Source organism: Rossellomorea sp. LJF3, assembly GCF_037046045.1.
In the GTDB taxonomy this organism is placed as follows: Bacteria; Bacillota; Bacilli; order Bacillales; family Bacillaceae_B; genus Rossellomorea.
The window spans coordinates 61,861-87,962 of record NZ_JBANLY010000006.1 but is presented as its reverse complement, the minus strand read 5'-3'; the positions used below and the strand labels follow the sequence as shown (position 1 = coordinate 87,962).

23 protein-coding genes and 1 other annotated feature are annotated in these 26,102 nt (G+C 43.8%); of the genes, 18 read left to right on the top strand and 5 right to left on the bottom strand.

All coding sequences use genetic code 11. The features are described from left to right. The first annotated feature begins 1 nt into the window (after nt 1). From lon to V8G47_RS08265, 5 genes are all read left to right on the top strand, one after another. Nucleotides 2-2,326: an endopeptidase La gene (gene lon / locus V8G47_RS08285; protein WP_336199697.1), complete on the top strand. Its 2,325-nt coding sequence runs from the start codon at nt 2-4 to the stop codon at nt 2,324-2,326. Further along, nucleotides 2,323-2,907, top strand: a complete 585-nt coding sequence (gene yihA / locus V8G47_RS08280) for a ribosome biogenesis GTP-binding protein YihA/YsxC (RefSeq protein WP_224519403.1) — start codon at nt 2,323-2,325, stop codon at nt 2,905-2,907. Before lon ends, yihA begins: the two co-directional genes overlap by 4 nt. Nucleotides 2,908-3,210: 303 nt before the next feature. Next, nucleotides 3,211-3,993 carry a transporter substrate-binding domain-containing protein gene (locus V8G47_RS08275; RefSeq protein ID WP_336199696.1) on the top strand — a complete coding sequence of 261 codons (783 nt, stop codon included), beginning with the start codon at nt 3,211-3,213 and terminating at the stop codon, nt 3,991-3,993. An 84-nt stretch (nt 3,994-4,077) separates the two neighbouring features. Continuing rightward, nucleotides 4,078-4,725 carry an amino acid ABC transporter permease gene (locus V8G47_RS08270; protein WP_336199695.1) on the top strand — a complete coding sequence of 216 codons (648 nt, stop codon included), beginning with the start codon at nt 4,078-4,080 and terminating at the stop codon, nt 4,723-4,725. Nucleotides 4,726-4,748: 23 nt separating this feature from the next. Next, complete coding sequence (locus V8G47_RS08265) at nt 4,749-5,483, top strand: amino acid ABC transporter ATP-binding protein (protein ID WP_336199694.1); 735 nt, start codon at nt 4,749-4,751, stop codon at nt 5,481-5,483. Nucleotides 5,484-5,526: 43 nt separating this feature from the next. Here V8G47_RS08265 and V8G47_RS08260 read toward each other — a convergent pair whose 3' ends face one another. Beyond that, the gene (locus V8G47_RS08260) at nt 5,527-6,012 is read right to left on the bottom strand and encodes a LiaI-LiaF-like domain-containing protein (protein ID WP_098439713.1); all 486 of its coding nucleotides are present in this window, start codon (nt 6,010-6,012) and stop codon (nt 5,527-5,529) included. A gap of 400 nt (nt 6,013-6,412) precedes the next feature. Between V8G47_RS08260 and hemA the strand changes: the two genes are divergently transcribed. The 8 genes from hemA to ysxE all read left to right on the top strand — a co-directional run bounded on the left by hemA (nt 6,413) and on the right by ysxE (nt 15,215). Next, entirely contained in the window at nt 6,413-7,765 is a 1,353-nt protein-coding gene (hemA, locus tag V8G47_RS08255; protein WP_336199693.1) for a glutamyl-tRNA reductase, read from the top strand. 15 nt (nt 7,766-7,780) lie between these two features. After that, nucleotides 7,781-8,614: a cytochrome c biogenesis protein CcsA gene (gene ccsA / locus V8G47_RS08250; protein ID WP_098439715.1), complete on the top strand. Its 834-nt coding sequence runs from the start codon at nt 7,781-7,783 to the stop codon at nt 8,612-8,614. Between the two features lie 17 nt (nt 8,615-8,631). Next, nucleotides 8,632-9,564, top strand: a complete 933-nt coding sequence (hemC, locus tag V8G47_RS08245; RefSeq protein WP_336199692.1) for a hydroxymethylbilane synthase — start codon at nt 8,632-8,634, stop codon at nt 9,562-9,564. Between the two features lie 35 nt (nt 9,565-9,599). Next, on the top strand, nt 9,600-10,346 hold the full coding sequence (locus V8G47_RS08240) for a uroporphyrinogen-III synthase (protein WP_336199691.1): 747 nt from the start codon (nt 9,600-9,602) through the stop codon (nt 10,344-10,346). Between the two features lie 27 nt (nt 10,347-10,373). Beyond that, nucleotides 10,374-11,348 (top strand): porphobilinogen synthase, encoded by a 975-nt coding sequence (hemB, locus tag V8G47_RS08235; protein WP_336199690.1) that lies wholly within the window; start codon nt 10,374-10,376, stop codon nt 11,346-11,348. 55 nt (nt 11,349-11,403) lie between these two features. Next, nucleotides 11,404-12,696, top strand: coding sequence for a glutamate-1-semialdehyde 2,1-aminomutase (hemL, locus tag V8G47_RS08230; protein ID WP_336199689.1), 1,293 nt, complete (start codon nt 11,404-11,406; stop codon nt 12,694-12,696). Nucleotides 12,697-12,836: 140 nt separating this feature from the next. Beyond that, nucleotides 12,837-14,048, top strand: coding sequence for a stage VI sporulation protein D (gene spoVID / locus V8G47_RS08225; RefSeq protein ID WP_336199688.1), 1,212 nt, complete (start codon nt 12,837-12,839; stop codon nt 14,046-14,048). Between the two features lie 138 nt (nt 14,049-14,186). Further along, entirely contained in the window at nt 14,187-15,215 is a 1,029-nt protein-coding gene (ysxE, locus tag V8G47_RS08220) for a spore coat protein YsxE (RefSeq protein WP_336199687.1), read from the top strand. A gap of 35 nt (nt 15,216-15,250) precedes the next feature. On the opposite strand, the gene V8G47_RS08215 is transcribed toward ysxE, so the two are convergent. Continuing rightward, nucleotides 15,251-15,439: a hypothetical protein gene (locus V8G47_RS08215; protein WP_034760497.1), complete on the bottom strand. Its 189-nt coding sequence runs from the start codon at nt 15,437-15,439 to the stop codon at nt 15,251-15,253. A 164-nt stretch (nt 15,440-15,603) separates the two neighbouring features. Next, nucleotides 15,604-15,831: a binding site (T-box leader), on the top strand. Between the two features lie 52 nt (nt 15,832-15,883). On the opposite strand from V8G47_RS08215, the gene V8G47_RS08210 reads away from it, so the two are divergent. The 3 genes from V8G47_RS08210 (at nt 15,884) to V8G47_RS08200 (ending at nt 21,799) form a co-directional block, all read left to right on the top strand. Next, complete coding sequence (locus tag V8G47_RS08210; protein WP_336199686.1) at nt 15,884-18,535, top strand: valine--tRNA ligase; 2,652 nt, start codon at nt 15,884-15,886, stop codon at nt 18,533-18,535. Nucleotides 18,536-18,666: 131 nt separating this feature from the next. Beyond that, complete coding sequence (locus tag V8G47_RS08205; RefSeq protein ID WP_336199685.1) at nt 18,667-19,977, top strand: bifunctional folylpolyglutamate synthase/dihydrofolate synthase; 1,311 nt, start codon at nt 18,667-18,669, stop codon at nt 19,975-19,977. 109 nt (nt 19,978-20,086) lie between these two features. Then, nucleotides 20,087-21,799 carry a sensor domain-containing diguanylate cyclase gene (locus V8G47_RS08200; RefSeq protein WP_336199684.1) on the top strand — a complete coding sequence of 571 codons (1,713 nt, stop codon included), beginning with the start codon at nt 20,087-20,089 and terminating at the stop codon, nt 21,797-21,799. A gap of 41 nt (nt 21,800-21,840) precedes the next feature. Here the strand turns inward: V8G47_RS08200 and V8G47_RS08195 are convergent, their stop codons facing one another. The 3 genes from V8G47_RS08195 to V8G47_RS08185 are packed head-to-tail and all read right to left on the bottom strand — an operon-like array spanning nt 21,841 to nt 23,764. Continuing rightward, the gene (locus tag V8G47_RS08195) at nt 21,841-22,803 is read right to left on the bottom strand and encodes a hypothetical protein (RefSeq protein ID WP_336199683.1); all 963 of its coding nucleotides are present in this window, start codon (nt 22,801-22,803) and stop codon (nt 21,841-21,843) included. Between the two features lie 19 nt (nt 22,804-22,822). Continuing rightward, nucleotides 22,823-23,335, bottom strand: a complete 513-nt coding sequence (locus V8G47_RS08190) for a type II secretion system protein (RefSeq protein ID WP_336199682.1) — start codon at nt 23,333-23,335, stop codon at nt 22,823-22,825. Continuing rightward, nucleotides 23,336-23,764: a type IV pilus modification PilV family protein gene (locus V8G47_RS08185; protein WP_336199681.1), complete on the bottom strand. Its 429-nt coding sequence runs from the start codon at nt 23,762-23,764 to the stop codon at nt 23,336-23,338. It abuts the gene before it with no gap. Between the two features lie 312 nt (nt 23,765-24,076). Between V8G47_RS08185 and V8G47_RS08180 the strand changes: the two genes are divergently transcribed. Further along, nucleotides 24,077-24,712 (top strand): hypothetical protein, encoded by a 636-nt coding sequence (locus V8G47_RS08180; RefSeq protein ID WP_336199680.1) that lies wholly within the window; start codon nt 24,077-24,079, stop codon nt 24,710-24,712. Between the two features lie 29 nt (nt 24,713-24,741). Then, entirely contained in the window at nt 24,742-26,097 is a 1,356-nt protein-coding gene (locus V8G47_RS08175; protein WP_336199679.1) for a G5 domain-containing protein, read from the top strand. The last annotated feature ends 5 nt before the right edge of the window (nt 26,098-26,102 follow it).

Below are 26,102 nucleotides of genomic sequence, written 5' to 3'. Positions count from 1 at the left end.
TGTGACAAAACAAAATAATTTAACGGTTCCCCTCCTTCCATTAAGAGGCTTACTTGTGTATCCAACAATGGTCTTGCATTTAGATGTTGGACGTGAGCGCTCCGTTCAAGCTTTAGAAAAAGCGATGATGGATGATCATTTAATTTTCTTAACGACTCAAAGAGATATGAATATAGATGAGCCAACACAGGAAGATTTCTACGAGATGGGTACTCTTACAAAGGTCAAGCAGATGCTCAAACTGCCAAATGGGACCATCAGGGTGCTAGTCGAGGGAATGAATCGTGCGTCTATTACTTCATTCACCGGGCAAAAGGATTTCTATGAAGTAACGGTGAAGGAATTTCATGATTCTCAAGGGAAGGAATCGGAAACAGACGCCTTGATGAGGACGTTACTCAATTATTTCGAACAATACATAAAGCTATCAAAGAAAGTTTCAGCCGAAACGTATTCAACCGTTTCAGATATTGAAGAACCGGGAAGGCTCGCAGATATCGTGGCATCCCATCTGCCCCTCAAGATGAAGGAAAAGCAAAACGTCCTTGAAACACTCGATATTAAGAAGCGGCTTCAAATGGTGATCGAAACGATCAACAATGAAAAAGAAGTGCTGAGCTTAGAGAAAAAAATCGGGCAGCGTGTCAAACGTTCAATGGAAAGGACCCAGAAAGAGTATTATCTTCGGGAGCAAATGAAAGCCATCCAAAAAGAGTTGGGTGACAAAGAAGGTAAAACGGGTGAGATTGAAGATTTAACGGCAAAGATCGAACAGGCCAATATGCCTGAAGAAGTGGAACTTACAGCATTAAAGGAGCTCGCCCGCTATGAGAAAGTGCCTTCAAGCTCTGCTGAAAGCTCTGTGATCCGAAATTACATCGAGTGGCTTGTTTCTTTACCATGGTCCACCGAAACGGAAGATCAATTGGACATCAAGCGGTCTGAACAGATTTTAAATCGGGATCATTACGGTCTTGAAAAGGTCAAGGAAAGGGTTCTAGAATACCTTGCCGTTCAGCAGCTGACTCAATCCCTGAAAGGACCAATTCTTTGTTTGGCCGGACCTCCAGGGGTAGGGAAAACGAGCTTGGCCCGTTCCGTGGCTGAATCCCTGGGACGGAATTTTGTACGCATCTCCCTTGGAGGCGTCCGCGATGAATCCGAAATCAGGGGTCACCGACGTACGTATGTAGGGGCCATGCCCGGCAGGATCATCCGCGGTATGAAAAAGGCAGGTACGATCAATCCTGTGTTCCTTCTCGATGAAATCGATAAAATGTCCAGTGATTTCAGGGGAGATCCTTCTTCTGCGATGCTTGAGGTACTGGATCCTGAACAAAATTCTAACTTCAGTGATCACTATATTGAAGAGACATACGACTTATCAAAAGTCATGTTCATCGCAACGGCCAATGACCTTTCCACCATACCGGGACCACTCCGGGACAGGATGGAAATCATTACGATTGCCGGTTATACAGAGCTTGAAAAGTTAAACATTGCGAAGCATCATTTACTGGAAAAGCAAATCAAAGATCATGGTTTAACTAAATCCAAGCTTCAAGTGAGAGATGAAGCGATCGTTGATATCGTCCGCTATTATACCAGGGAAGCCGGTGTAAGGAGCCTGGAGCGTCAGCTGGCCGCTCTCTGCAGAAAAACGGCGAAGATCATCGTTTCGGGTGATAAGAAGAGAGTCGTGATCACTTCAAGCAATATAGAAGAGTTCCTCGGAAAGAGAAAATTCCGTTACGGCCAGGCAGAAATTGAGAATCAGATCGGTGTATCAACTGGCCTTGCCTATACGACGGTTGGTGGAGATACCCTTCAAATTGAAGTATCCCTCGCACCAGGTAAAGGGAAGCTTGTCCTGACCGGGAAACTGGGAGACGTCATGAAGGAGTCTGCTCAAACAGCCTTCAGCTACGTACGTTCGAAGGCGGGGGAACTTGGGATTGATGAGAATTTCCACGAGAAACACGATATTCATATCCACGTTCCCGAAGGAGCAGTCCCGAAAGACGGTCCTTCAGCCGGGATCACGATCACAACGGCACTCGTATCAGCCCTGACAGGGAAATACGTGAACCGTGAAGTGGGGATGACAGGTGAAATGACCCTGAGAGGAAGAGTCCTTCCAATCGGCGGAGTGAAAGAAAAAACATTAAGCGCTCATCGTGCCGGAATTAAAACGATTATCCTTCCGAAAGATAATGAAAAGGATATAGATGATATTCCTGAAAGTGTGAGGGGAGAATTAACGTTCATCCTTGTATCCCACATCGGTGAAGTCTTAGAGAAAGCATTAGTAGGTGAAAAGAAGTGAAAGTAAATCAAGTTGAGTTAGTCATCAGTGCGGTCAGGCCTGAACAATACCCTGGCGATATCCTTCCTGAGTTTGCCTTAGCGGGGCGCTCAAACGTAGGGAAATCCTCATTCATCAATAAAATGATCGGCAGGAAGAGCATGGCGAGGATTTCCTCCAAGCCTGGTAAAACCCAGACCCTGAACTTTTATAAAATAGAAGAAACCCTCTATTATGTAGATGTGCCCGGTTACGGTTTTGCCAAAGTTTCCAAAACAGAGCGGGAAGCATGGGGAAAGATGATTGAAACCTACATCACTTCCCGTGAGCAGTTAAGGGCGGTCATTCTGATCGTGGACCTGCGCCATGCCCCGACCAAAGATGATGTGATGATGTATGATTTCCTCAAGCATCACGGGCTTCCATGTATCGTCATTGCCACCAAAGCGGACAAGATCCCGAAAGGTAAATGGCAGAAGCACCTGAAAGTCACAAGAGAAACCCTGAACATGGACAGTGAAGACGACCTTATCATGTTCTCCTCCGAAACGGGCCTTGGAAAAGACAAAGCCTGGGACGCCATCAAATCGTATTATAAATAAACTTATAAAGAACCGATTTCCATCTATGGAGATCGGTTCTTTTTTTGACTGAAAAAGTAGTAATAAAGATGGTCTACCGAAATCCGTATAAGGTTTTTTGGCCTATATGATGAAAGCATATGAAAGGAAATGAAAGGATAGGGACGTATATGTATCCATATCAAAGCTGAATCGAGTTCATCCACCAAAATGGATAATTATAAGCTGTGGAAGCTATATTTGAATTTTGAGAATTTTCTCTTTTGTTGATAAAATTATGAAAGATTAAAAATATTACAAGCTACATAAGGGGGACTCTAGACAGTGAAGAATTTGAAAAGCCTGGTCTTGTTAGTACTTGCTGCACTTCTTCTATCCGCTTGCGGAGACAAAGCTACAACCGAGAATGGTGCGAAGTTAGTGGAGGAAGGCAAATTCGTTTATGCAGCTTCCGGTGAATTCAAGCCATTCAGTGTGACGAATGACGATGGAACCATGTCAGGTTTCGATATTGATGTGGCAGAAGCCGTTGCCAAAGAAATGGGTCTTGAACCCGAACAGAAGAAATTTAAATTTGCAGGAATTGTAGAAGGGGTCAAATCCGGACGTTTCGACGTGGCGGTCGCCAGTCATACGATCACGGAAGATCGTTTGAAGGAAGTAGACTTCTCAACTCCTTATTATTATTCAGGTCCACAGATTTTCGTCCGTAAAGACAGTGATGTTGAAACCCTGGATGATTTGAAGGATAAGGAAATTGCCGTATCCAAGGGATCGACGTACTCAGATACCGCAAAGAAAGTAACGGATAAAATTCAGGCATATGATAGTGACGTTGTTGCACTTGAAGCGTTAAACAAAGGAAAACATGATGCCGTCATTACAGACTTCATTACAGGTAAAGAAGCGATTGCTTCAGGCCTCAATATCGAAGCACGTGAACTGATCGGCCGCAGTGAGCAAGCGATAGCCGTCAGTAAAGATAATGAAAAACTATTGAAAGAAGTCAATCAAGCTCTTGAAGCATTAAGAGAAGACGGTACATTGAAGAAAATCAGTGAAAAATATTTCAAAACCGATATTACATCAGATCCCGAGAAAGAGTAAGAGCAGCATGACACAGAGCGAATGTGCTTCTATGCGCATTCGCTTTTTGTCTTAAAGTAGAAAAAATCGAACGGAGGGAAGTCCATGCACTTTTTAGAAACCTTTGCAGGTACATATGATGTTTTTCTGAAAGGGATGTTGTTAACATTCCAGTTAACCTTTGTTTCTGTCCTGATTGCGATCGTGATCGGTCTGTTTTTCGCTTTCCTGAAGATTTCAGGGGTCAAGCCTTTGTCCCTGATTGCGGATTTATACATTTTCGTTGTAAGGGGTACACCATTAATCGTTCAAATCTTCATTTTCTATTTCGGTTTGACTTCATTGAATATTTCAGGCTTCTGGTCCGTCGTCATGGGTCTTGCTTTCCATAACGGGGCTTATATCGCAGAAATCTTCCGCGGAGCCATTCAGTCCATCGACAAAGGGCAAATGGAAGCCGGGCGTTCCCTTGGGATGTCCCTTGGCTTGTCCATGAGAAGGATCATCCTTCCCCAGGCATTCAGACGTGCCCTGCCGCCTCTTGGAAATCAATTCATCATTGCATTGAAGGACTCATCCCTTGCTTCATTCATCGGGATGTTCGAATTGTTCAGTGTGGCGACGACACTCGGATCGAATAATTTCGATTATATGACATATTTGCTCGTCGTAGCGATCTATTACCTGGTTCTTGTATTACTATTCTCAACGATTGTCAATGTAATTGAAAAACGTATGTCCATCAGTGATTAAGAATGACGCAGGAGGGATTTAGTATGAGTCAGGAAATGATTAAAGTAGAAAAATTAAATAAATCCTTTGGTGATTTACATGTATTAAAGGATATTGATATCAGCGTAAGGGAAAGTGACGTGGTTTGCCTCATTGGGGCAAGTGGATCAGGGAAGAGTACACTGCTTCGCTGCTTGAACTTCCTTGAGCTGAAAGATAACGGGAAGGTTGTCATCGAAGGCGATGAAGTCAATCAGGATACCCATGATTTGAATAAAATCCGTCAAAAGGTAGGGATGGTGTTCCAGCATTTCTATCTATTCCCCCACAAGACCGTATTGGAAAACGTGATGGAGGCACCGGTGTATGTAAAGGGTGTCTCTAAGGCGGAAGCAAGGAAGGATGCCAAAGAACTGTTAAAGAAGGTCGGACTTGGGGATAAAGAAGACGTCTATCCGTCCAAGCTTTCCGGGGGACAGAAGCAGCGTGTCGCCATCGCCAGGGCCCTTGCCATGAAGCCGGATATCATGCTGTTCGATGAGCCCACCTCGGCACTTGATCCGGAATTGGTCGGTGAGGTACTCGCTACCATGAAGGAGCTTGCCTTGGAAGGGATGACGATGGTCGTCGTGACACATGAAATGGGATTTGCCCGTGAAGTGGCCGATTGGGTCGTCTATATGCATGATGGACGCATCGTCGAAGTGGGACCCCCTCAGGAATTATTCCATTCTCCAAAAGAACAGAGGACGAAAGAATTTTTGGATTCGGTTCTCTAATAGACGTAATAAAGCCCGGATGCCATTCCGGGCTTTTTCTTGCCTACTTTTTTCTTACAAATAATAAATAGACACCGATCCCGATAATGACAATGGGCCAGAATTCCCAAGCGCTTCCCACGCTTCCTTCAATGAAACCGAACCATCGCACCACTTTATCAGAGAATAGAAGAATGATAGAGAGTGTCAGAAAGAGAACTCCTTGAAATAACCCTGCACGTGTCTTCTGATATCTGAGAAGAAAACCGAGGGCAATGATGAGGATGAAGGTCCCCATATGATCCGGCCAAACGTCAAGCTTGTTAACCACATGGAAATGCAGGCCGAATCCCACCAGGATCGTACCGGGCAGGATGGCTTCATAATCCCTTCCTCCGTATCCCTGACCAAGAAAAGCAAGTCCGACAATGATAAGCAAAGTGGGCCACGTGAAAAACTCCTGAAATAATACAATATTTGCCTGTTGTAAGTAAAAGTAAGCTCCAAAGCCAATTAAGATGATTCCTGGGAATATCCGCTGCTGTTTCATCCTTTTCCTCCTGAAATGAGTAAAATTTCGGTTTTAATTCCTATTTTTTAAGGGAAAATGACACATAATATGAAAAATCAATCCCTTTTCTCCGATGAATCGTGAGAAACCTTTCCATTACTTGATTCTTTAGGCTAGTTTTGGTACCCTACATTAGTAGGGAAATGTCGAAATTTAAAAGATTTATGAAGAATTGAAAATGCTTTCAAGCTTATTTCTTTCTTCTACTTAAATGTAATGATGAAATTAATGTTTAGCAAGTCCCGGAAGAATCATTAGATTCTACCCCCCTTTAACTGTAGCACAGGTTTCAATTTCTGTTCACATTTCAGGGCCTGAGGACTTATTTGGACATGTTATAATAACAGTAATGATTTTACTTGGGGGTGTAGTGCATAGCATGTATACAATAGTCGTTGGTTTAAATTATAAAACGGCCCCTGTAGAGATTCGTGAGCGTTTATCTTTCAATGAAACTGACCTTCCATCAGCCATGAAAACATTAAAGGAAAAGAAAAGCATCCTTGAAAATGTGATTGTTTCTACATGTAATAGAACGGAAGTTTATGCGGTAGTGGATCAGCTTCATACAGGTCGTTATTATATTAAAGAATTTTTATCTCAATGGTTTGATATAGATAAAGAGGAGTTCACGCCTTATCTGTTCATTTATGAACAGGAAGGAGCGGTCGAACACCTGTTTAAGGTTGCCTGTGGATTGAACTCCATGGTACTCGGGGAAACCCAGATCCTTGGTCAAATCCGTTCAAGCTTCCTGAATGCCCAGGAGTCGGGAGCGACGGGTACTGTATTTAATCACCTGTTCAAGCAGGCGGTGACGGTTGCGAAAAAGGGTCACTCGGAAACAGAGATTGGTTCCAATGCAGTATCAGTCAGCTATGCGGCCGTTGAATTGGCCAAAAAGGTATTCGGCAGCCTTGAGGGGAAGCATGTCCTCATACTTGGTGCCGGGAAAATGGGGGAACTTGCCATCAAGAACCTCCATGGAAGTGGAGCCACCAAGGTGACCGTGATCAACCGTACGTATGAGAAGGCCCAAACCCTGGCAGAGCGTTTCAGCGGTAATGCGAAAACGATGCAGGAGCTTCAATGCGCCCTTGTAGAAGCGGATATCATGATCAGCTCTACAGGAGCAAAGGATTTTGTCATCACGAAAGAAATGATGTCCCATGTGGAAAGCATGAGGAAGGGCCGTCCCCTCTTCATGGTGGACATTGCGGTACCGAGGGACTTAGACCCGGCGATCGGCCAGCTCGAGAGCGTATTCCTTTATGATATCGATGATTTGGAAGGCATCGTCCAGGCGAATCTCGCCGAACGCAAAAAGGCGGCTGAGCAAATTGAAATCATGATTGAAGCGGAAATCGTGGCTTTCAAAGAATGGTTGAATATGCTCGGTGTGGTGCCGGTCATCTCTGCCCTTAGGCAGAAGGCACTCTCCATCCAGGCAGATACGATGGAAAGCATCGAACGTAAAATACCTGATTTAACCGATCGTGAACGCAAAGTATTGAATAAGCACACGAAGAGCATCATCAATCAGTTATTAAAAGATCCGATCCTCCAGGCAAAGGAATTTGCCGGACTGCCGGATGCTGAAGATAAGCTGGATTTATTCATCAACATTTTTAACATTGAACAAGAAGTGTTAGAGCAGAAACAAGTGAAAGCAGCCAACGAAAAGACTGAGAGCGATCATAGCTTTACACCACAACCCTCTTTTCAAGCATAAGTGAGGTTAATGTCGATGTTTGAACAAACGATGACTAGGCTGCACGAACTTATGATTGTTCTGTATGCTATTAGTATTCTCTTTTATTTTATAGATTTCTTAAACAAAAACCGGAAGGCGAACCTGTTTGCCTTCTGGTTACTTGCGATTGTTTGGGTCCTTCAAACAATCTTTTTATTTCTATACATGATGAATACAGGCAGGTTTCCGGTCCTCACCATCTTTGAGGGGCTTTATTTTTATGCCTGGGTGCTCATCACCCTGTCCCTTATCATCAACCGATTGCTAAGGGTGGATTTCACCGTCTTCTTTACAAATGTACTCGGTTTCATCATCATGGCGATCCATACATTTGCGCCCGTTCAGGTGGAGTCCCAGGCGATGGCAGAACAGATGGTATCAGAGTTATTACTGATTCACATTACGATGGCCATCCTGTCTTACGGGGCTTTCAGTCTTTCCTTTGTGTTTTCCCTTCTTTATCTCCTTCAGTTTAAATTATTAAAGGAGAAAAAATGGGGGCAGAGGTTATGGAGGATCAGTGATTTGTCGAAGCTTGAGAAGATATCCTATATCTCTAATTCCATCGGGGTAGCGATGCTCCTGTTGAGCCTGATATTGGGACTGCAATGGGCATACATCAAGCTCCCGGAATTTCTATGGTATGATCCCAAGATAGTGGGATCATTCATTCTATTAATTTTATATAGCATTTATTTATACCTTCGCATTAAAAAGAATGTCTTTGGTAAATCATTAGCGTTTCTTAATGTTGCAGCCTTCTTGATTATATTGATCAACTTTTTCTTAGCTAGTCGGTTGTCTTCATTTCATTTCTGGTATTCATAAGTTTTCAGGAGGTCATTATGAGAAAAATCATTGTTGGTTCAAGACGAAGTAAATTAGCCCTTACCCAAACCAATTGGGTAATCGATCAGTTGAAGGCACTCGATCCTTCTTTCGATTTCGAAGTGAAGGAGATTGTGACGAAAGGGGATCAGATCCTGGATGTCACTTTATCCAAAGTGGGCGGTAAAGGCTTATTTGTAAAAGAAATCGAGCAGGCGATGCTGGATAAAGAAATCGACATGGCCGTTCACAGTATGAAAGATATGCCGGCGGTTTTGCCTGAAGGACTGACCATCGGAAGCATCCCGGTTCGTGAGGATCACCGCGACGCGTTTATCAGTAAGAATCATGTTGCCCTCAAAGACCTCCCTGGTGGAGCGATCGTCGGAACGAGCAGTCTCAGGAGAGGGGCTCAGATCCTGTCTGTGAGACCGGATCTTGAAATCAAGTGGATCCGCGGCAACATCGATACACGCCTTACCAAACTTCAAAACGAAGATTACGATGCCATCATCCTGGCAGCGGCTGGATTATCACGCATGGGATGGACGTCGGATGTCGTAACGGAATTCCTTGATCCGGACCTTTGCTTGCCGGCGGTCGGTCAAGGGGCCCTTTCAATCGAGTGCAGAAATGATGACGATGAAGTTCTTGAACTGCTAGAGAAGTTCGCGTGCGAAGAGACAACGAGTACCGTGACGGCTGAACGAGCTTTCCTGCATAAGATGGAAGGTGGCTGTCAGGTGCCGATTGCTGGGTTTGCGGAACTTAAAGACAATGGAGATGTTGCATTGACCGGACTTGTCGCTTCTCCGGACGGACAGACGATCTACAAAGAATACATGACGGGTCCGGATCCGAAGGAAGTTGGAGAAAAAGTGGCTGAAAGTTTAACAAAACAAGGTGCAAAAGCCTTGATTGATCAGGTGAAAGAGGAGCTGGATCAATAATGAAGGGTAAGAGGCCTTTAGAACAAGTAAAGGTTTTGATTACTCGTGGGAATGAGGGATCCAGTGAAACCGGGTCTCTCATTGAAAACGAGGGAGGGGTACCCATCTTGGTGCCGCTCCTTCATTTTCACCCCCACATAGATCCGTTGGAAATATCGCTTCACACTACCCTGCATACATACGAATGGATTATCTTCACCAGTAAAAATGGGGTGAAGTTCTTCCTGGAAGCATTAGAAAGACGGGGGATCACTTTATCCTCTTATACGGGAAAATTCGCGGCCGTCGGGACCAAGACGGAGCAGTACTGTCATAAATACGGAATACCGATTTCATTTGTCCCGGAAAATTTCACAGGCGATGACTTCGCCGAGGAGTTCATATCTAAAGTGAAGCCTGATGGTCACGTCCTGATTCCAAAAGGGAATCTGGCAAGGAATGTGATTGCAACGGAATTAGCCTCAGTCGGAGTCAGCTGTCAGGAATGGATCGTCTATGAAACGGTCCTTCCAGAGAACAGCATCGTGCAGTTGAAAACCATCATTGAAAAAGAACAAGTGGATATCATTACATTCACCAGTTCATCGACGGTCCATCATTTTATGAAGGTCATCCGTCAATATTCTCTCTATGATCACATCAGGGACATTCCCATCGCGTGCATCGGCCCGATCACAAAAAAAACCGCAGAGCAATACGGATTACATGTAAAAATCTGTCCAAGCGTTTATACTGTAAATGAAATGGTGAATGAGATGAAAAAGTTCATCTCTGCCTGTTAGCTATCAAACAATTAGGAGGCTTTTATTATGAAAGACCTGCAATTTAATCGACACCGCCGCTTACGTCAATCGGAAACGATGCGTGCCCTCGTGCGGGAAACACATCTAAGAAAAGAAGATTTAATTTACCCGTTATTTGTCGTGGAAGGGGAAAACATCAAGAATGTGGTTCCATCCATGCCGGGTGTTTATCATATTTCACTCGATAATTTACAAGCTGAAATGGATGAAGTGGTTTCACTCGGGATCAAGGCCATCATTCTTTTCGGTGTTCCTGCTGAAAAAGATGAGCTGGGTAAACAGGCGTATCATGACCATGGAATTGTCCAGGAGGCAACACGTTTTGTAAAGGAACGATACCCGGATCTTGTTATCATAGCCGATACGTGCCTCTGTCAATATACCAGTCACGGTCACTGTGGGATCGTCAAAGACGGGAAAGTCCTGAATGATGAAACCCTTGATCTGTTGGCCAAAACAGCGGTCAGCCAGGCTGAAGCAGGTGCAGACATCATCGCTCCGTCCAACATGATGGATGGATTCGTAGCAGCTATCCGTCACGGACTGGACGAAGCAGGCTATCATGATGTGCCGATCATGTCATACGCTGTGAAATATTCATCAAGCTTCTATGGTCCTTTCCGTGACGCGGCTCACTCAACACCTCAATTCGGAGATCGCAGAACGTATCAAATGGACCCGGCGAATCGCATGGAAGCCCTGAGAGAAGCGCAGTCTGATATGGAAGAGGGTGCCGACTTCCTCATCGTGAAACCGGCCCTTTCGTATCTGGATATCATGCGTGAAGTGAAAGACCGTTTCAATGCACCGGTTGTCGCTTATAACGTAAGTGGGGAATACAGCATGGTGAAAGCAGCGGCTCAAAACGGCTGGGTGAACGAACAGGAAATCGTCATGGAGAAACTGACCAGCATGAAACGTGCAGGGGCAGACCTCATCATTACGTATTTTGCAAAAGACGTAGCAAACTGGTTATCCTAATTGGTGGAGAATTCCTGTCAGGATGACTGAACGATCACTAAAGGAGGAACCGATATTGCGTTCATATGAGAAATCGAAACAAGCATTCAAGGAAGCAGTAAACCTTATGCCCGGCGGAGTGAACAGTCCCGTCCGTGCGTTTAAATCCGTCAAGATGGATCCGATTTTCATGGAAAGGGGAAAAGGATCGAAAATCTATGATATCGATGGGAATGAGTACATCGACTATGTCCTTTCCTGGGGTCCGCTCATTCTTGGTCACAGCAATGACCGGGTCGTGGAATCCATTAAAAAAGTGGCCGAAAACGGGACGAGCTTCGGTGCTCCAACAGAAATTGAAAATAAGCTTGCTCAACTGGTGATCGACCGGGTGCCAAGCATCGAGATCGTCCGTATGGTATCTTCGGGTACGGAAGCGACGATGAGTGCCCTGCGGCTGGCCCGTGGATACACTGGGCGCAATAAGATCATCAAGTTCGAGGGCTGTTACCACGGTCATGGGGACTCTTTATTAATTAAAGCAGGCTCCGGTGTCGCGACCCTCGGTTTACCGGACAGTCCCGGTGTTCCTGAAGGGGTTGCAAAGAATACGATCACGGTGCCTTACAATGACCTGGAAAGCATCCGTTATGCCTTCGAACAATATGGTGATGACATTGCCGGTGTGATCGTCGAGCCTGTTGCCGGTAACATGGGTGTCGTCCCTCCACAACCGGGCTTCCTGGAAGGCCTGCGTGAGGTGACGGAAAATCATGGCGCACTGTTGATCTTCGATGAAGTCATGACGGGCTTCCGTGTCGGCTATGGCTGTGCACAAGGCTTTTACAATGTGACACCTGACTTAACTTGCCTTGGTAAAGTCATCGGCGGGGGACTTCCTGTCGGGGCATACGGCGGAAAAGCGGAAATCATGGAAAGGATCGCGCCGAGCGGACCGATCTATCAAGCCGGAACCCTTTCAGGGAATCCGTTAGCCATGACGGCTGGATACGAAACGCTTAGCCAGCTCACTCCAGAAACGTATACCGAGTTTGCACGCAAAGCAGATTTACTGGAGGAAGGCTTAAAGAAAGCTGCGGAAAAATACAACATTCCTCACAGAATCAATCGTGCAGGCTCCATGATCGGGATTTTCTTTACAAATGACGAAGTATCGAACTACGAAGGTGCCAAATCATCCGATCTTGAAATGTTTGCCGACTATTACCGTGAAATGGCCCATGAAGGGGTATTCCTGCCACCGTCTCAGTTTGAAGGACTTTTCTTATCGACAGCCCATACGGATGAAGATATCGAAAAGACGCTGCAGGCAGCGGAAAGAGCGTTTGAAAAAATCAGTAAGAAGTAATGGTAGAAGCTGATCCTTTTGGGGTCGGCTCTTTTTTATGGATTTTCGTTTTCCTATCATATTCCTCCTTCCCGTTTCATAAAGTGATAATGGCATTGTTTACTATTTCTTTGTTTGGAACCTGAAAGGAGGAATTTTCTTTGTCACAAGAACAACAATCGTGCTTACGATTTTCTTTGGAAGAATCAATTTGGTTCAAAAAAGGACAGGAAGTTGAAGAATTGCTATCTATCTCCTTAGATCCTCATATAACGATACAAGAACAAGAGCAGTACGTACTTATCAGGGGCAGCCTTGATCTGACGGGTGAGTATTTACCGACATCACTCAGAGAAGAAGAGGAAGATGAGTTCGAAGCAGGCGGCAAGTTCGTGCAGACAGTGGAAAAGAGGGAGAGGGGTGAATATGAATTTGTCCACAGGTTCCCGGTGGACGTCACGATCCCCAAAAATCGTATCGCGAATCTGGGGGATATTGATGTATATGTCGAGTCATTTGACTACATCGTCCCTGAAAATGCCTGTCTAAAGCTGAACGCAGACTTGACCATCACCGGCATCTACGGTGAACAGCAGGCCCACACTCCTCTTGAAGCAGAGTATGAGAGAGAAGAAGAATTCGAGCCCCTTTACCGTTCAAGTGCCGTAGCTGAAGCAGAAGAAGCAGAAGAAGTGGAAGAAGATGTGGAAACCGAAGAAGAAAGAGAAGAAGTGTATGAATACGAAAACTACAATGAAGAAGAGATCACGGGTTATGCTGAAGAAGATGAGGAAGAAGAGGACCAGGATGACGAGTATCAGCCGTTTAATCTGGAGGGAAGGACTCCACCGGCTGAACAGGAAGATGAAATTCCTGTCCAGATTCAATACGATACACAGCCGGCTCCTTCCTATGAGGAAGTCGACTACCGGAAAGAAAATGTATTCCAGCTTCCACAGCATGAGCTGAGTGAGTCGTCTGAGGAGCAGCCTGCTGAACCGAAGGCCGCTTATACGCCGCCTCCTGCACCTAAGTACAAGGAGCAGGAAATGGAAGAAGAAGAGTCATCTTCCTCATCAGCCGTAGAAGCAGAGATGGAAGAGGAAGAAAAGGAAGAAAAGAAAAAGACGAAGGGCAAAAAGAAGTATGAATCCATTTCCTTGACTGACTTCTTTGCCCGGAAAGAAGAAGAACGGGGAGCGACTCTTCGGGTGTGCATCGTCCAGGAGGGAGAAAACCTGGATTATATAGCGGAAAAATATGATTTGACCATTCCACAGCTATTAAGGGTGAATCAACTCGAAGCGAATCAGGACGTATATGCCGGTCAGGTTCTATATATCCCGAACAGCGAATTCGTTTTCAAGGGATAAAGGAAAATAGCAAGGTCACTCCCATCAGAGGACCATAGAAGCGAGTCAAAGTATCATAGTGGAAATGACGGGGCTGACACCAAATTCATTGGGGTTGGTCCGTTTTTTTTAGAAAAGTAATCGTAGAAGGTGAGAGAAATGGCGCAAACGCTGGAGGGATTGAAGCCTGTCTTGCAACCTTATGGGGTCGAACCTCATTTTGTTGAAAGTTACGGAAGGATTTCGAAGGTATTTTCAAATAAAGGCACTCTGGCCGTCAAACAGCTTCCAGCCCAAAATGGAGTGGACTTCGTCCGGAATGTTCAAATGCTGTTTCAGCGGGGCTATAATCGGATCGTCCCGATTTATCCCACCATGGATGGCCGCTATGCTGTGTGGAATCAGGGGGATTTATACTACGTCATGCCGTGGATGATGAACCAGGAAAGAGAAGATCAGTTTGAAAAGCATCAGAAGATGTTCAGGGAATTGGCGAGGCTCCATACTCTTTCCTCCCACGAAGTGAAAATCGATAAGGAAGAGAGAGAGTCCCATTATGAGCAGCTCACGTCAAGATGGGATAAAGAGCAGGCGTTCCTGGATGAATATGTGGAAGCTTGTGAAAAGACCACCTACATGTCCCCTTTTCAATTTCATTATTGCATGTATTACAAAGATGCTTCACAAGCATTGAAGTTTTCCCGTAAAATGCTGGATGAATGGTATGAGGAGACGAAGGAGCTCGAAAAGGTAAGGACCGTGATCACTCACGGGAAGGTTTCGACGGAGCATTTTTTATTCGATGAAAGGGGCTTGGGGTATTTCCATAACTTTGAGAACTCCAAGATGGCGTCTCCTTTTCATGATCTGCTGCCGTTTTTATCGAGAACCTTGAAGACCTATCCTAAGTATTATGAGGAATGTATTGAATGGCTCACCACTTACTTTCAGCATTTTACCGTCCGGAATGAAGAGAGGCTCCTGTTCATGAGCTACCTGGCATATCCGAGCTCCGTGATTGCCGTGGTGGAAAAATACTTCCATACCCCGAAGGATAAGAGAAATGAACGGAAGTCCCTGAAGAAACTGCAACGTCACTACTGGCTCTTGAAGAATACTGAATACGTGGTCATGCGTCTCGATGAGATGGAAAAGCAGAAGAAAGAGCAGGCCGAACAGGCTGAATAAAAAAAGGACTGACGAATCCACTTTTCGTCAGTTCCTTAAATCCAATCAAAATATATGGCGAGGCCGATACCGATAAACAGGGTTAACAGAAGGACGTCAAACGTGGTCGGGAGCAGAATCGTGCGGATGCCTTGAAAGATGGTAAAGGGTATGATGAATTGCTTACATATTAATCGGGCGTTCCCCATCCATTTCTGTAACGTGTACTGGTTGATTTTTTTCATCATCATCCACTCACTTTCCTGGGTGTATTCACTACTTTATCTTATGAAACCCTGATGGAATGGTGCCTATGTATGGGCAAAATGAATATTTTTCAATGAAAATGCCAATAATGATTGACGAAAGTTTATCTTATCCTATACTATAATGAGTAAATAAATAATCATGAAAAGCAATGAACAGGAAGAGTACATTGATCCTTACGTTCAGAGAGGAAAATCGTTTGCTGAGAGATTTTCTACGATAAGACAATGGAAGGTCGCCTGAAGAGCTGTTTCTATGAAATGAGAGTAGTAGAAGCCGGTTAAAAGCCGTTATGATCGTCGAGAGTTCAGGAGTCTTCTTTCTCCTGAGAAAAAAGGTGGTACCGCGAATGGAATCCTTCGTCCTTTTCACAGGACGGGGGATTTTTTTATTTTTTTCAGAACGATATAGGAGGAAATCACATGGAAACTCAAGATCAACAATTATCAATGCCGACAAAATATGATCCGAATGCCATTGAACAGGGCCGGTACAAATGGTGGCTCGAAGGCAAATACTTCGAAGCGACAAACGATAAGGAAAAGGAACCTTACACCATCGTCATCCCTCCGCCGAACGTAACGGGGAAACTTCATCTGGGGCATGCCTGGGATACAGCATTACAGGACATCCTGACAAGAATGAAACGGATGCAGGGATACGATGTACTGTGGCTGCCGGGTATGGACCATGCCGGGATTGCCACACAGGCAAAAGTGGACGAAAAACTCCGCAGCCAGGGGATTTCACGCTATGACCTCGGTCGTGAGAAATTCGTGGAAGAAACGTGGAAATGGAAAGAAGAATATGCCGAGCACATCCGCCAGCAATGGGCGAAAGTCGGGCTGGGACTCGATTACAGCCGCGAGCGCTTCACACTTGACGAAGGCCTGTCCGATGCCGTTCAAAAGGTATTTATCGACCTGTATAACAAAGGTTTGATTTACCGCGGGGAATATATCATCAACTGGGATCCTGCGACAAAAACGGCACTATCCGATATCGAGGTTATTCATAAAGATGTACAGGGTGCATTCTATCATATGAGATATCCATTGGCAGACGGAAGCGGCCACATTGAAATTGCTACAACCCGACCTGAAACGATGCTTGGGGACACGGCGGTTGCCGTACACCCTGAAGATGACCGCTACAAGCACCTGATCGGGAAGAACGTCATCCTTCCAATCGTAGGACGTGAAATCCCGATCGTCGGTGACGATTATGTGGATATGGAATTCGGTTCCGGAGCGGTGAAAATCACACCTGCACATGACCCGAATGACTTTGAAATCGGGAACCGTCATAATCTTGAACGCATCCTTGTGATGAATGAAGATGGTACGATGAACGAGAAAGCTGATAAATATAACGGCATGGACCGTTTTGACTGCCGTAAGCAAATTGTGAAGGATCTTCAAGATGCTGGTGTATTGTTCAAGATTGAAGAGCATATGCATTCGGTGGGGCATTCGGAGCGTAGCGGGGCAGTGGTTGAACCTTATCTTTCTACTCAATGGTTCGTTAAGATGGATACATTGGCAGAAGAAGCGGTGAAACTGCAAGAAGGTGAAAACAAAATTAACTTTGTTCCTGATCGATTTGAAACATCTTACTTGCGTTGGATGGAAAACACACGTGATTGGTGTATTTCCCGTCAACTTTGGTGGGGTCATAGAATCCCTGCATGGTATCACAATGAAACTGGTGAGATTTACGTAGGGAAGGAAGCACCTGAAGACATTGAAAACTGGACACAGGAAGATGATGTGTTGGACACTTGGTTCAGCTCAGCACTATGGCCTTTCTCAACGATGGGCTGGCCGGATCTGAATGCAGAAGACTTTAAGCGTTACTACCCGACCAATACACTTGTAACAGGTTATGATATTATCGGATTCTGGGTATCACGTATGATTTTCCAAGGGTTAGAGTTTACTGGAGAAAGACCATTTAAAGATGTTCTTATTCATGGTTTGGTCCGGGATGCAGATGGGCGTAAAATGAGTAAATCACTTGGAAACGGTGTAGACCCGATGGATGTCATCGAAAAATACGGTTCTGACTCCCTTCGTTACTTCCTGACCACAGGAAGCTCACCGGGACAGGATCTGCGCTTCTCATTTGAAAAGGTTGAGTCGGTTTGGAACTTTGCCAATAAGATTTGGAACGCATCCCGATTTGCCCTGATGAACATGGATGGCATGACATACGACGAAATTGATTTATCAGGTGAGAAGTCTGTTGCGGATAAATGGATCCTCACCCGATTAAATGAAACGATTGAAACGGTGACGCGCCTGGCAGACCGTTATGAGTTCGGTGAAGTTGGACGCTTACTATACAACTTCATCTGGGATGATTTCTGTGACTGGTACATTGAAATGGCGAAGCTGCCTCTATATGGCGAAGACGAAGCGGCGAAAAAGACGACCCGTTCAATCCTGGCTTATGTTCTCGACAACACGATGAGACTACTGCACCCATTCATGCCGTTTATTACCGAGGAAATATGGCAGAACTTGCCGCATCAAGGCGAATCGATCACTGTAGCGGCTTGGCCGACGGTTGACGATAAGCTGACAGATCAAGGGGCAGCAGAAGAGATGAAGCTTCTGGTTGATATCATCCGTGCCGTACGGAATGTTCGTGCCGAGGTGAACACGCCGATGAGTAAACAAATCAACCTGATGCTGAAAGCTAAAGATGCACATACCCTGACGATCATCGAAAAGAATCAATCCTATATAGAGAAATTCTGTAATCCGGAAAAGCTTGAGATGGGAACGGATTTAGAAGCACCGGAAAAAGCGATGACGGCAGTCGTGACAGGCGTGGATCTGTACCTTCCATTAGAAGGACTGATCAATATCGAGGAAGAAATCGCACGTCTTCAAAAAGAACTGGATAAATGGACGAAGGAAGTATCCCGTGTCCAAGGCAAGCTTAACAATGAAAAGTTTGTAAGCAAAGCCCCTCAGAAGGTAGTCGACGAGGAAAAAGAGAAAGAGAAAGATTATTTAGAGAAACAAGCGACTGTAAAAGCGAGAATCGAAGAGCTTAAATCGGTTTAATGTTACTGAATAAATAGAAGGTAAGGAAGAGGGCTTTAAAATCGGGTCTGATTGGAAGGGGGGATCCCTTATCAACCAGACCCGATTGGGGCCCTTTTTCTAATGAAGCCTATGTGGGAGTGAAAAAATTGTTGAATTATGAACAAGCTGTCGCGTGGATCCACTCAAGACTAAGACTTGGAATCAAGCCGGGATTGATGCGGATGAATCACCTGTTGGAGGAACTCGGGAACCCTCATCAAAAGTTGAAAACCGTCCATATTGCCGGTACGAATGGAAAAGGGTCTACCGTTACCTATTTGAGGAATGTGTTACAGGAATCAGGATATACAGTCGGAACGTTTACCTCTCCTTATTTTGAACGCTTCAATGAACGCATCAGCATGAATGGAGATCCCGTGAGCGACAATGATTTAACGCTGCTTGTCGAAAAGATTAAGCCTATCGCAGAAAAGATGGAACAATCGGAATGGGGTGCGCCCTCGGAATTTGAAGTCATCACGGCCATGAGCTTTTATTATTTTGCAGAGTTGCAACCCGTCAACCTCGTCCTTTATGAGGTTGGGCTCGGGGGAAGACTGGATTCGACGAATGTCATCATTCCCATGGTCTCAGTGATCACGAGCATCGGAATGGATCATATGCAGTTTCTTGGGAACAGATTGGAAGATATCGCATTTGAGAAAGCGGGGATCATCAAGCACAGTGTACCTGTCATTTCAGGGGTCCATCAACCTGAAGCAAGGAGCGTAATCAAAGAAACAGCCATTGAAAAGGAAAGTGAGCTATTTCAACTTGGACAGGATTTTACTGCCGAGCGTGTCGCCTTATTGGATAAGGGGGAAAAATTCGAGTATAATTCTCCCTTGCAGCATGACGAGTTCGATCTTTCCATGATCGGAACCCATCAAATCAATAATGCAGCCCTTGCCATCAAAGTCGTCGAGCTCCTTGTGAAAAATCAGGGGATGAAAGTAGATCAGGAGCACATCAAGACAGGATTAAAGAAAGCATCATGGCCAGGGAGGATGGAGGCATTATCCGATACACGTGAGATTTACATTGACGGTGCCCATAATCCGGAAGGGGTGGATGCCCTTGTGAAGACGATCAAGGAACGATTCCTTCATAAAAAAGTGACCGTCCTGTTCTCGGCACTTCACGATAAAGAGTTAAGGCCGATGATCGCTCAATTGGAAGAAGCCGTAGATGACATCGGATTCACGACCTTTGATTTTCCGAGAGTGGCATCGGTTGAAGAACTTTACAAAGCTTCCTCACACCCAAATAAGGAAGGCGTCCATGATTGGAAGAAGTATCTTGAAGAGAAAATCGCCGTGATGGAAGACGATGAAGTCCTGCTCATAACAGGCTCCTTGTACTTTTTATCGGAAGTGAAACCATATTTACTTCCTCTATTGGAAAATTACAGAAAAAAGTAAGTGACTTTATTCGGGTGCTTTGATAAAATATTCTTAAACTTGTGACTATTTAACTAGTATAGTATGATCAGACTATATTAAATTCATTGAAAACCTATGGGGGATAGATATGACGTTACCATTGAAGAGAAAGCTGTACATATTGCTCGCATGGCTTGCGGTTGTACCGGCTGGTTTATATTTTACATATCAATACTATCCTCCTGAGAATATTGCAGGTAATGAGCTAGAGTTTATAACATTGGTGGCATTTGCCACTTTTATCCCTCTTATGCCGATCGTCATCAACGGTGCGACCATCTTCTTCATCCAGTGGGTGACTCTCGTCGGTTTCATCAAGTATGGTCTATTTATTGAAATCGTACTGATGCAGTTCTCCATCATCCCCCTGCTCATAAGGCTCCGGGTGACGAAAAGCGACTGGCACAGGATCCCGCTGAATTCACTGATGTTCTTTTTGGTTTCATACATCAGTGGGCTGATCTATTTTATGGTTGGAGGGGAAATCGCCGAGAGGGAACTTGGTCAGCTGATCTTACCGATCCTTTGTTACCAGATCGTATCCATTATGATCAATCAGGTCCTCCTCCTTCTCTACCATCATTATGTGGCTAACAATGACGTGCGTTTTTACAGTAAGGACTTTGTGTGGGATTTCACCGCCAATATGATCATGTTCCCTCTTTCTCTCTCACTCTACTATTTGACATTTGAACTGGGGGCGTTTGCCTCGTTGCTGATTGGAGTCCCGTTCGTCAGTCTCTCCATCATCTTAAAGCTCTATAATTCATCCGAGAATATCAATGAATACCTCCAGAAAGCAGGGGAAATCGGTCATCAACTCACAGAAAGCCTCAAGGTCAAAGAAGTCCTGGATATTTTCATCGAGAAGATCATCGAGACACTCCCTGTCGAATATGCGTATATCCTCGATTGCCAAGAGGAGGGGTTGGTCCTGCTCAGACGCTTTGAAAATGGCGAAATGAAATCGAATAATCTTCGTCCCCTCAAGAAAAATCAGGGGATCAGCGGAGTGGTCTGGGAAACGGGAGAATCCGTCCTGTACACTTCCCGTTCGGAATGGACCGATATCGCCGAAGGGTATATGCCGGAGGATGTGGAAAGCGTGTTATGCGTGCCCATCGTCAGGAGCCAGAAGGTGAGAGGGATCCTCCTGCTCGCTTCCTCCAAAAAGAAAGCGTATGAGAAATTCCAATTGATGATCGTCGATATCCTATGCTCCTATTTCGGGATTGCCATTGCCAATGCAAGGCACCATGAGCGGACAAAACAGAACAGTGAACGATGTGCTCTTACTGGCCTTTACAATTACCGCTACTTCGAAGATCTACTATCCATGGAATACAACAATCTCGAGGCAGGAAAGAGAAAGAACCTGTCTTTAATCATGCTGGACATTGACCACTTCAAAGTGATCAATGATAACTACGGTCACCAGAGCGGTAACGAAATCCTGATGCAGCTGGCCGAACGCTTACGTGCATTGATATCCACTAAAGGAACCGTGGCAAGATACGGCGGGGAGGAATTTGTCATCCTCCTTCCCGACACGGAACGGGAAGAGGCACTGCGCATCGCAGAATATGTCAGGGGCACGATTGCCAATCAGCCGTTCACTCTCCATGACAGCCTGGACGAATCCAACAAACAGATGATGGTCAGGATCACGGCGAGCATCGGCGTATCGACCGCACCCGAGGATGCAGATGACACCATGGCCCTCATCCGTCATGCCGACCGTGCCCTTTATACGGGAGCGAAGCAGGCGGGGAGGAACCGGGTGGCGCAGTATGTGAAATAAGGAAGGAAAAGACCCTCTCGGAAGTAAGAGGGTCTTTTCCTTTATTTGTACTCAATTTCTCTAATGATACTAACGTCATCAATCGTTATTTTTGTGGGTAAGTCTGGAGTATTAGGGTTTGAATCGTCATCATTATTACACCACCCTTTTTTTCTCCAACCTGGAGGACAGCCTCCTAGACCAACTCCATAATTCACTCCATTGCCGTTACCATTGCCGTTGCCATTGCCGTTGCCATTGCCGTTGCCATTGCCATTGCCGTTGCCATTGCCATTGCCATTGCCATTGCCGTTGCCATTGCCATTGCCATTGCCGTTGCCGTTGCCATTGCCGTTACCATTGCCGTTACCATTGCCATTGCCATTACCGTTGCCATTGCCATTGCCATTCTTTTTACATGCTCCGTGGCCTATTTCTTTTCCGTGCTTGTTGTAGCATTTCTTTTCTAAATCTGCAGTATCTTCGTATGTAGGTATATTAAGTATAAAGGTAGATCGTGATAGAATTATTTCTTCTTTACCATTCCACTGCCCTTTGCCTTGGAGCTCAACAGTATACAAGCCTCCACTATCTGAACATTCACTTATACTCAGGTTAGTAATTATAGCTGAGAAATCATATTCACGTTCTTCGTATTCACCGTACTTAAATATCGAATCGTTTTGGATGCGTTCACATATTCTTTTGTCAATGTCTTTATAATTAATATACAAGACATCGGTACTATCTTTATTTTTCCCATTATTTTTAGAAGGCCTATCATGTTTTAGCATCTCTTCTGTTAGTAATTGGTTATAGGCTACTTTAATTTGATTTCTAATATCTGTTTCTTTAAGTTGAATACTCATTTCAGCTAGATTCTCTGAAACAGCGTTGGCTTTAGTCATATTCGTTTGTTTAAATAAATTTACAGTCATAGTTAATAAACTTAAACCTATGATCGTGATGATTACGATGATAAAAAGTGAGTATACAAGGGCATACCCCCTCTCATTTCTAGCCATAATGAGTCTCCTTTACTGTTCAGTCTAATCTATGGAACCCGTGAGCAGCTGAATAGTGGTTTCCATTGGGGTTTGATTTATTAATGATCTTTATATTGAGTATAAATGAATCCGTTAAGAAATACGGGTTGGCAGGGGTGATTAAAGTATCTAAAGATGCTTCGTCATTAATTAGCGAAAGTTGATATAGATAATTATCAGCACTTAATTTTTTTATTAGTCTGTCTGCGTCATCAGTTTCAGATTGCTTTTTATCTACCAGTTCGACAGTAGAAAAATATTGTTCACCATTAAGAGTTTCGGGGTTTTTGAGTAGAATGGCTAACTCACTGAAATCCTTTTTCTTTTGGTATTGGTTAATACTGCTTATAAACAAATTAACTTCCTGTTGTAACATTTGCTGAGCTTGATTATTATTACTTGTCTTCGTATAAGAATTGAAGATGCTAAACAAAACGGTCATCACAATGCTAGACACAATTAAAACCGCGAGTACTTCAATTAAAGTAACCCCTCGTTGATTATTAACCATTTATTCTATCACCTCTATAAACCCAATTGATCGTGATGTCTCATCCATTAACGTTTCATCACTATAAACATTTACCTCTACAGGTGTGAGATTGGAAATATTCTGAAGTTCATCTTGCAGAGAATTATCAGCTGCCTGAGGGAATTTAATTACTACATAAAGTTTGTTACCTTCAACTGTAAGTTCATATGTATTTTGGGTAATATGAAATAATTTAATATCAGGATAATCTTGTTTCACTGGGACTTTTTTTTCTTCTTGAAAATAGGTAAGGACCATTTCTGAGGTGTTAAAAGATTTCAAGCTTTCTTCGTTATAAGATGTATTTTTATATGACATTCTTATGAAACCAAGAAAAGTAGTTAGAATGATTACTATTAATGTAGTGGCTACTAATACTTCTATTAGTGTAAATCCATTGCGCTTCAAGTTTTAACCACCTTAAATCAATTTATTTAAACCTTTTTAAATCATAGATGTATGCATTTTCCTCTTAAAGAATTAGGATAATATGCTCATATCACCATTATACTCTAGAATGTATTATTTGGTCTGAATTTCAACCAATTTATTGAATAACTTACAATATTGTTGAAATAACTCGAAAATGGGAAAGTTTTTTCAATTAATTCAATTTTTCCAAGAGACAATGACTTTCAATTATTTCCTCTTTATACTAAAATAGTAGTAGTCGAATTTTGTTGTTTTTCATCGAATCAATCATGAAATGGAGGGATGAGAATGATTGATTTAGTCGCATTTGCTGTGGTAGCTTATCTGCTGTTGCTCCCTGTGATCGTATTCAACCCTATGAAATGGACGTTTAAGCATAAAGTCCTGATTTCAACAGGGGCTTTTTTCCTTACTTTATTGTGTATTGTGATCAGCAGCTTTATTCCTCTTTATCAGACAATGATTATATTTACTTTGTTACTGCTTCTAAGTACCTACTTCCTTGAGACGAGATTAAGACCTTTATTCCTTCATTCCTCAAATCCATCTGAAAATCATTTCGAATCATACAACAAAGAAAATAGTAAACAAGAAATATTGGAAGAGACTAGTCAGGATACTATTACTCTTTCAAAGGTAGAGAGTGTGGTTGAAAAAGAAGGGTTTATAGAAGAATTCCCTTTATCAGTAAGTAATAAAGAAGAAAAGCCAGATGAGTACTTGTATAAAGAAGCAGAGAAATACCCGGACAATCCTTCTCAAATGGAAGGGGAGGAACTGGATGATTTCGAACTGCAATTACAAGATTGGGACACTCATTTAAAACAAGGGGATCGCGAATCGTCTACTTTGATTCCCTCTTCGGGACTTTCTAAAGAAGAAGAGGAAGAATATAATCGCTTATTTTTCGAATCAAATAATTAAACGAAACTAGTTAAAAAGGGGCATCTCTGATGGGCAAAACGTTTCCATTTACGAAACTATCCGTTTTTTTTGTGTTATGCAGCATTTATGTGTTCAGTTTTGCTCATTTGGGAGCTTTTGCATATGATCGTTTACTTTCGCCGAATCAGGCCTTTCCAGAGGGGACGAAGATTGGGAATATCGATGTATCCACCCTTTCTTACGCAAAAGCAGAAGAAGAACTACATATTAAAATAGAGGATTGGAAGGAAAATCAGTCCATGACTCTCTCCTATATGGACACAGCCATACCTTTAGACTCCAAATTATTTCATTTCGATCCTGCCACGTCCGTTCAAAGAGCGACTAAAGAAGGGGAAACCCCGCTTTTGGTCAACTTTGAAGGACTTGACTCACTCCTATCTTCAAACGAAGTGAATCCCAGCATGCTCGATTTAGAAGGACTAGGGCAAAAAATCATGGAACATGCAGCGAATTTAGATGAAACTGGCGAAAACCTTCATATAGAAGATTTTTTCATTCAGTCTGATTCTATTGAAACTATTTCTAAAATCAATATGGAAGGTGTAACATCCACTCCCGGACTTCAGACCCTATTTGATACATACGAAGAAATAGAATTAGAAGGAACCTCCCCGTTCTCTCTATTGACATTCTTGGACGAAGAAGCTTTTACAGGCATGTCCAATCAAGAATTAAGTACTTTTGCATCCTATTTATATCAGTTGATCCTGCCTACCAATTTTGAAGTGATCGAGAGACACCAGGGAAGGGAAATTCCAGTCGATATTGATTTAGGGTTTGAGGCATACGTCAATCAGGACCAGGGTGATGATCTTATTTTCACCAATCCAAATGATGCCGTGTATAAAATTATATTGACTAGACAAGGGGACAGTTTTTCCCTAGCCCTCACCGGTGCAGAAATGCCCTATACGGTCATCGTAGACCGTCGGAATGAGCAAACGTTCAAACCGAAAGTGATTAAACAGTACAGTCCTTATCTGAATAAAGGGGAAGTGAAGGTAAAAGAAGAAGGACGTAACGGGATGAAAATCGAAGTATGGAGAAGTTTCGAGTCAAAGAACGGTGAACTTCTTAAGGAAGAGAGAATTTCTGAGGACTTTTATCTTCCGGTATTTAAAGAAGAGATACATAGCATGAAGGACTATGTGGTTGAGAGACCTGGACCCACAACAGAAACAAATGAGAATGGGACCGATTCCAGGAATGAAGTTGTGCCCGCTCGGGAAAGTTCAGATTCAACCGATCAAAATGGTCCTTCAGACCCGATTGAAACAGGGGGGGCTGCCTCACCTGAGAATGCAGATGGTGAGGATGTCCTTCCATCTGAAACAGATCTTTCATTATCAAATATGAAATAAAAAGA

What these genes read in the sequence shown, in the direction of transcription:
- V8G47_RS08270 (WP_336199695.1), top strand. Translation starts at nt 4,078, where the DNA reads ATGCACTTTTTAGAAACCTTTGCAGGTACATATGATGTTTTTCTGAAA.
- V8G47_RS08265 (WP_336199694.1), top strand. Translation starts at nt 4,749, where the DNA reads ATGAGTCAGGAAATGATTAAAGTAGAAAAATTAAATAAATCCTTTGGT.
- V8G47_RS08260 (WP_098439713.1), bottom strand. Translation starts at nt 6,012, where the DNA reads ATGAAACAGCAGCGGATATTCCCAGGAATCATCTTAATTGGCTTTGGA.
- hemA (WP_336199693.1), top strand. Translation starts at nt 6,413, where the DNA reads ATGTATACAATAGTCGTTGGTTTAAATTATAAAACGGCCCCTGTAGAG.
- ccsA (WP_098439715.1), top strand. Translation starts at nt 7,781, where the DNA reads ATGTTTGAACAAACGATGACTAGGCTGCACGAACTTATGATTGTTCTG.
- hemC (WP_336199692.1), top strand. Translation starts at nt 8,632, where the DNA reads ATGAGAAAAATCATTGTTGGTTCAAGACGAAGTAAATTAGCCCTTACC.
- hemB (WP_336199690.1), top strand. Translation starts at nt 10,374, where the DNA reads ATGAAAGACCTGCAATTTAATCGACACCGCCGCTTACGTCAATCGGAA.
- ysxE (WP_336199687.1), top strand. Translation starts at nt 14,187, where the DNA reads ATGGCGCAAACGCTGGAGGGATTGAAGCCTGTCTTGCAACCTTATGGG.
- V8G47_RS08215 (WP_034760497.1), bottom strand. Translation starts at nt 15,439, where the DNA reads ATGAAAAAAATCAACCAGTACACGTTACAGAAATGGATGGGGAACGCC.
- V8G47_RS08210 (WP_336199686.1), top strand. Translation starts at nt 15,884, where the DNA reads ATGGAAACTCAAGATCAACAATTATCAATGCCGACAAAATATGATCCG.
- V8G47_RS08200 (WP_336199684.1), top strand. Translation starts at nt 20,087, where the DNA reads ATGACGTTACCATTGAAGAGAAAGCTGTACATATTGCTCGCATGGCTT.
- V8G47_RS08195 (WP_336199683.1), bottom strand. Translation starts at nt 22,803, where the DNA reads ATGGCTAGAAATGAGAGGGGGTATGCCCTTGTATACTCACTTTTTATC.
- V8G47_RS08190 (WP_336199682.1), bottom strand. Translation starts at nt 23,335, where the DNA reads ATGGTTAATAATCAACGAGGGGTTACTTTAATTGAAGTACTCGCGGTT.
- V8G47_RS08180 (WP_336199680.1), top strand. Translation starts at nt 24,077, where the DNA reads ATGATTGATTTAGTCGCATTTGCTGTGGTAGCTTATCTGCTGTTGCTC.
- V8G47_RS08175 (WP_336199679.1), top strand. Translation starts at nt 24,742, where the DNA reads ATGGGCAAAACGTTTCCATTTACGAAACTATCCGTTTTTTTTGTGTTA.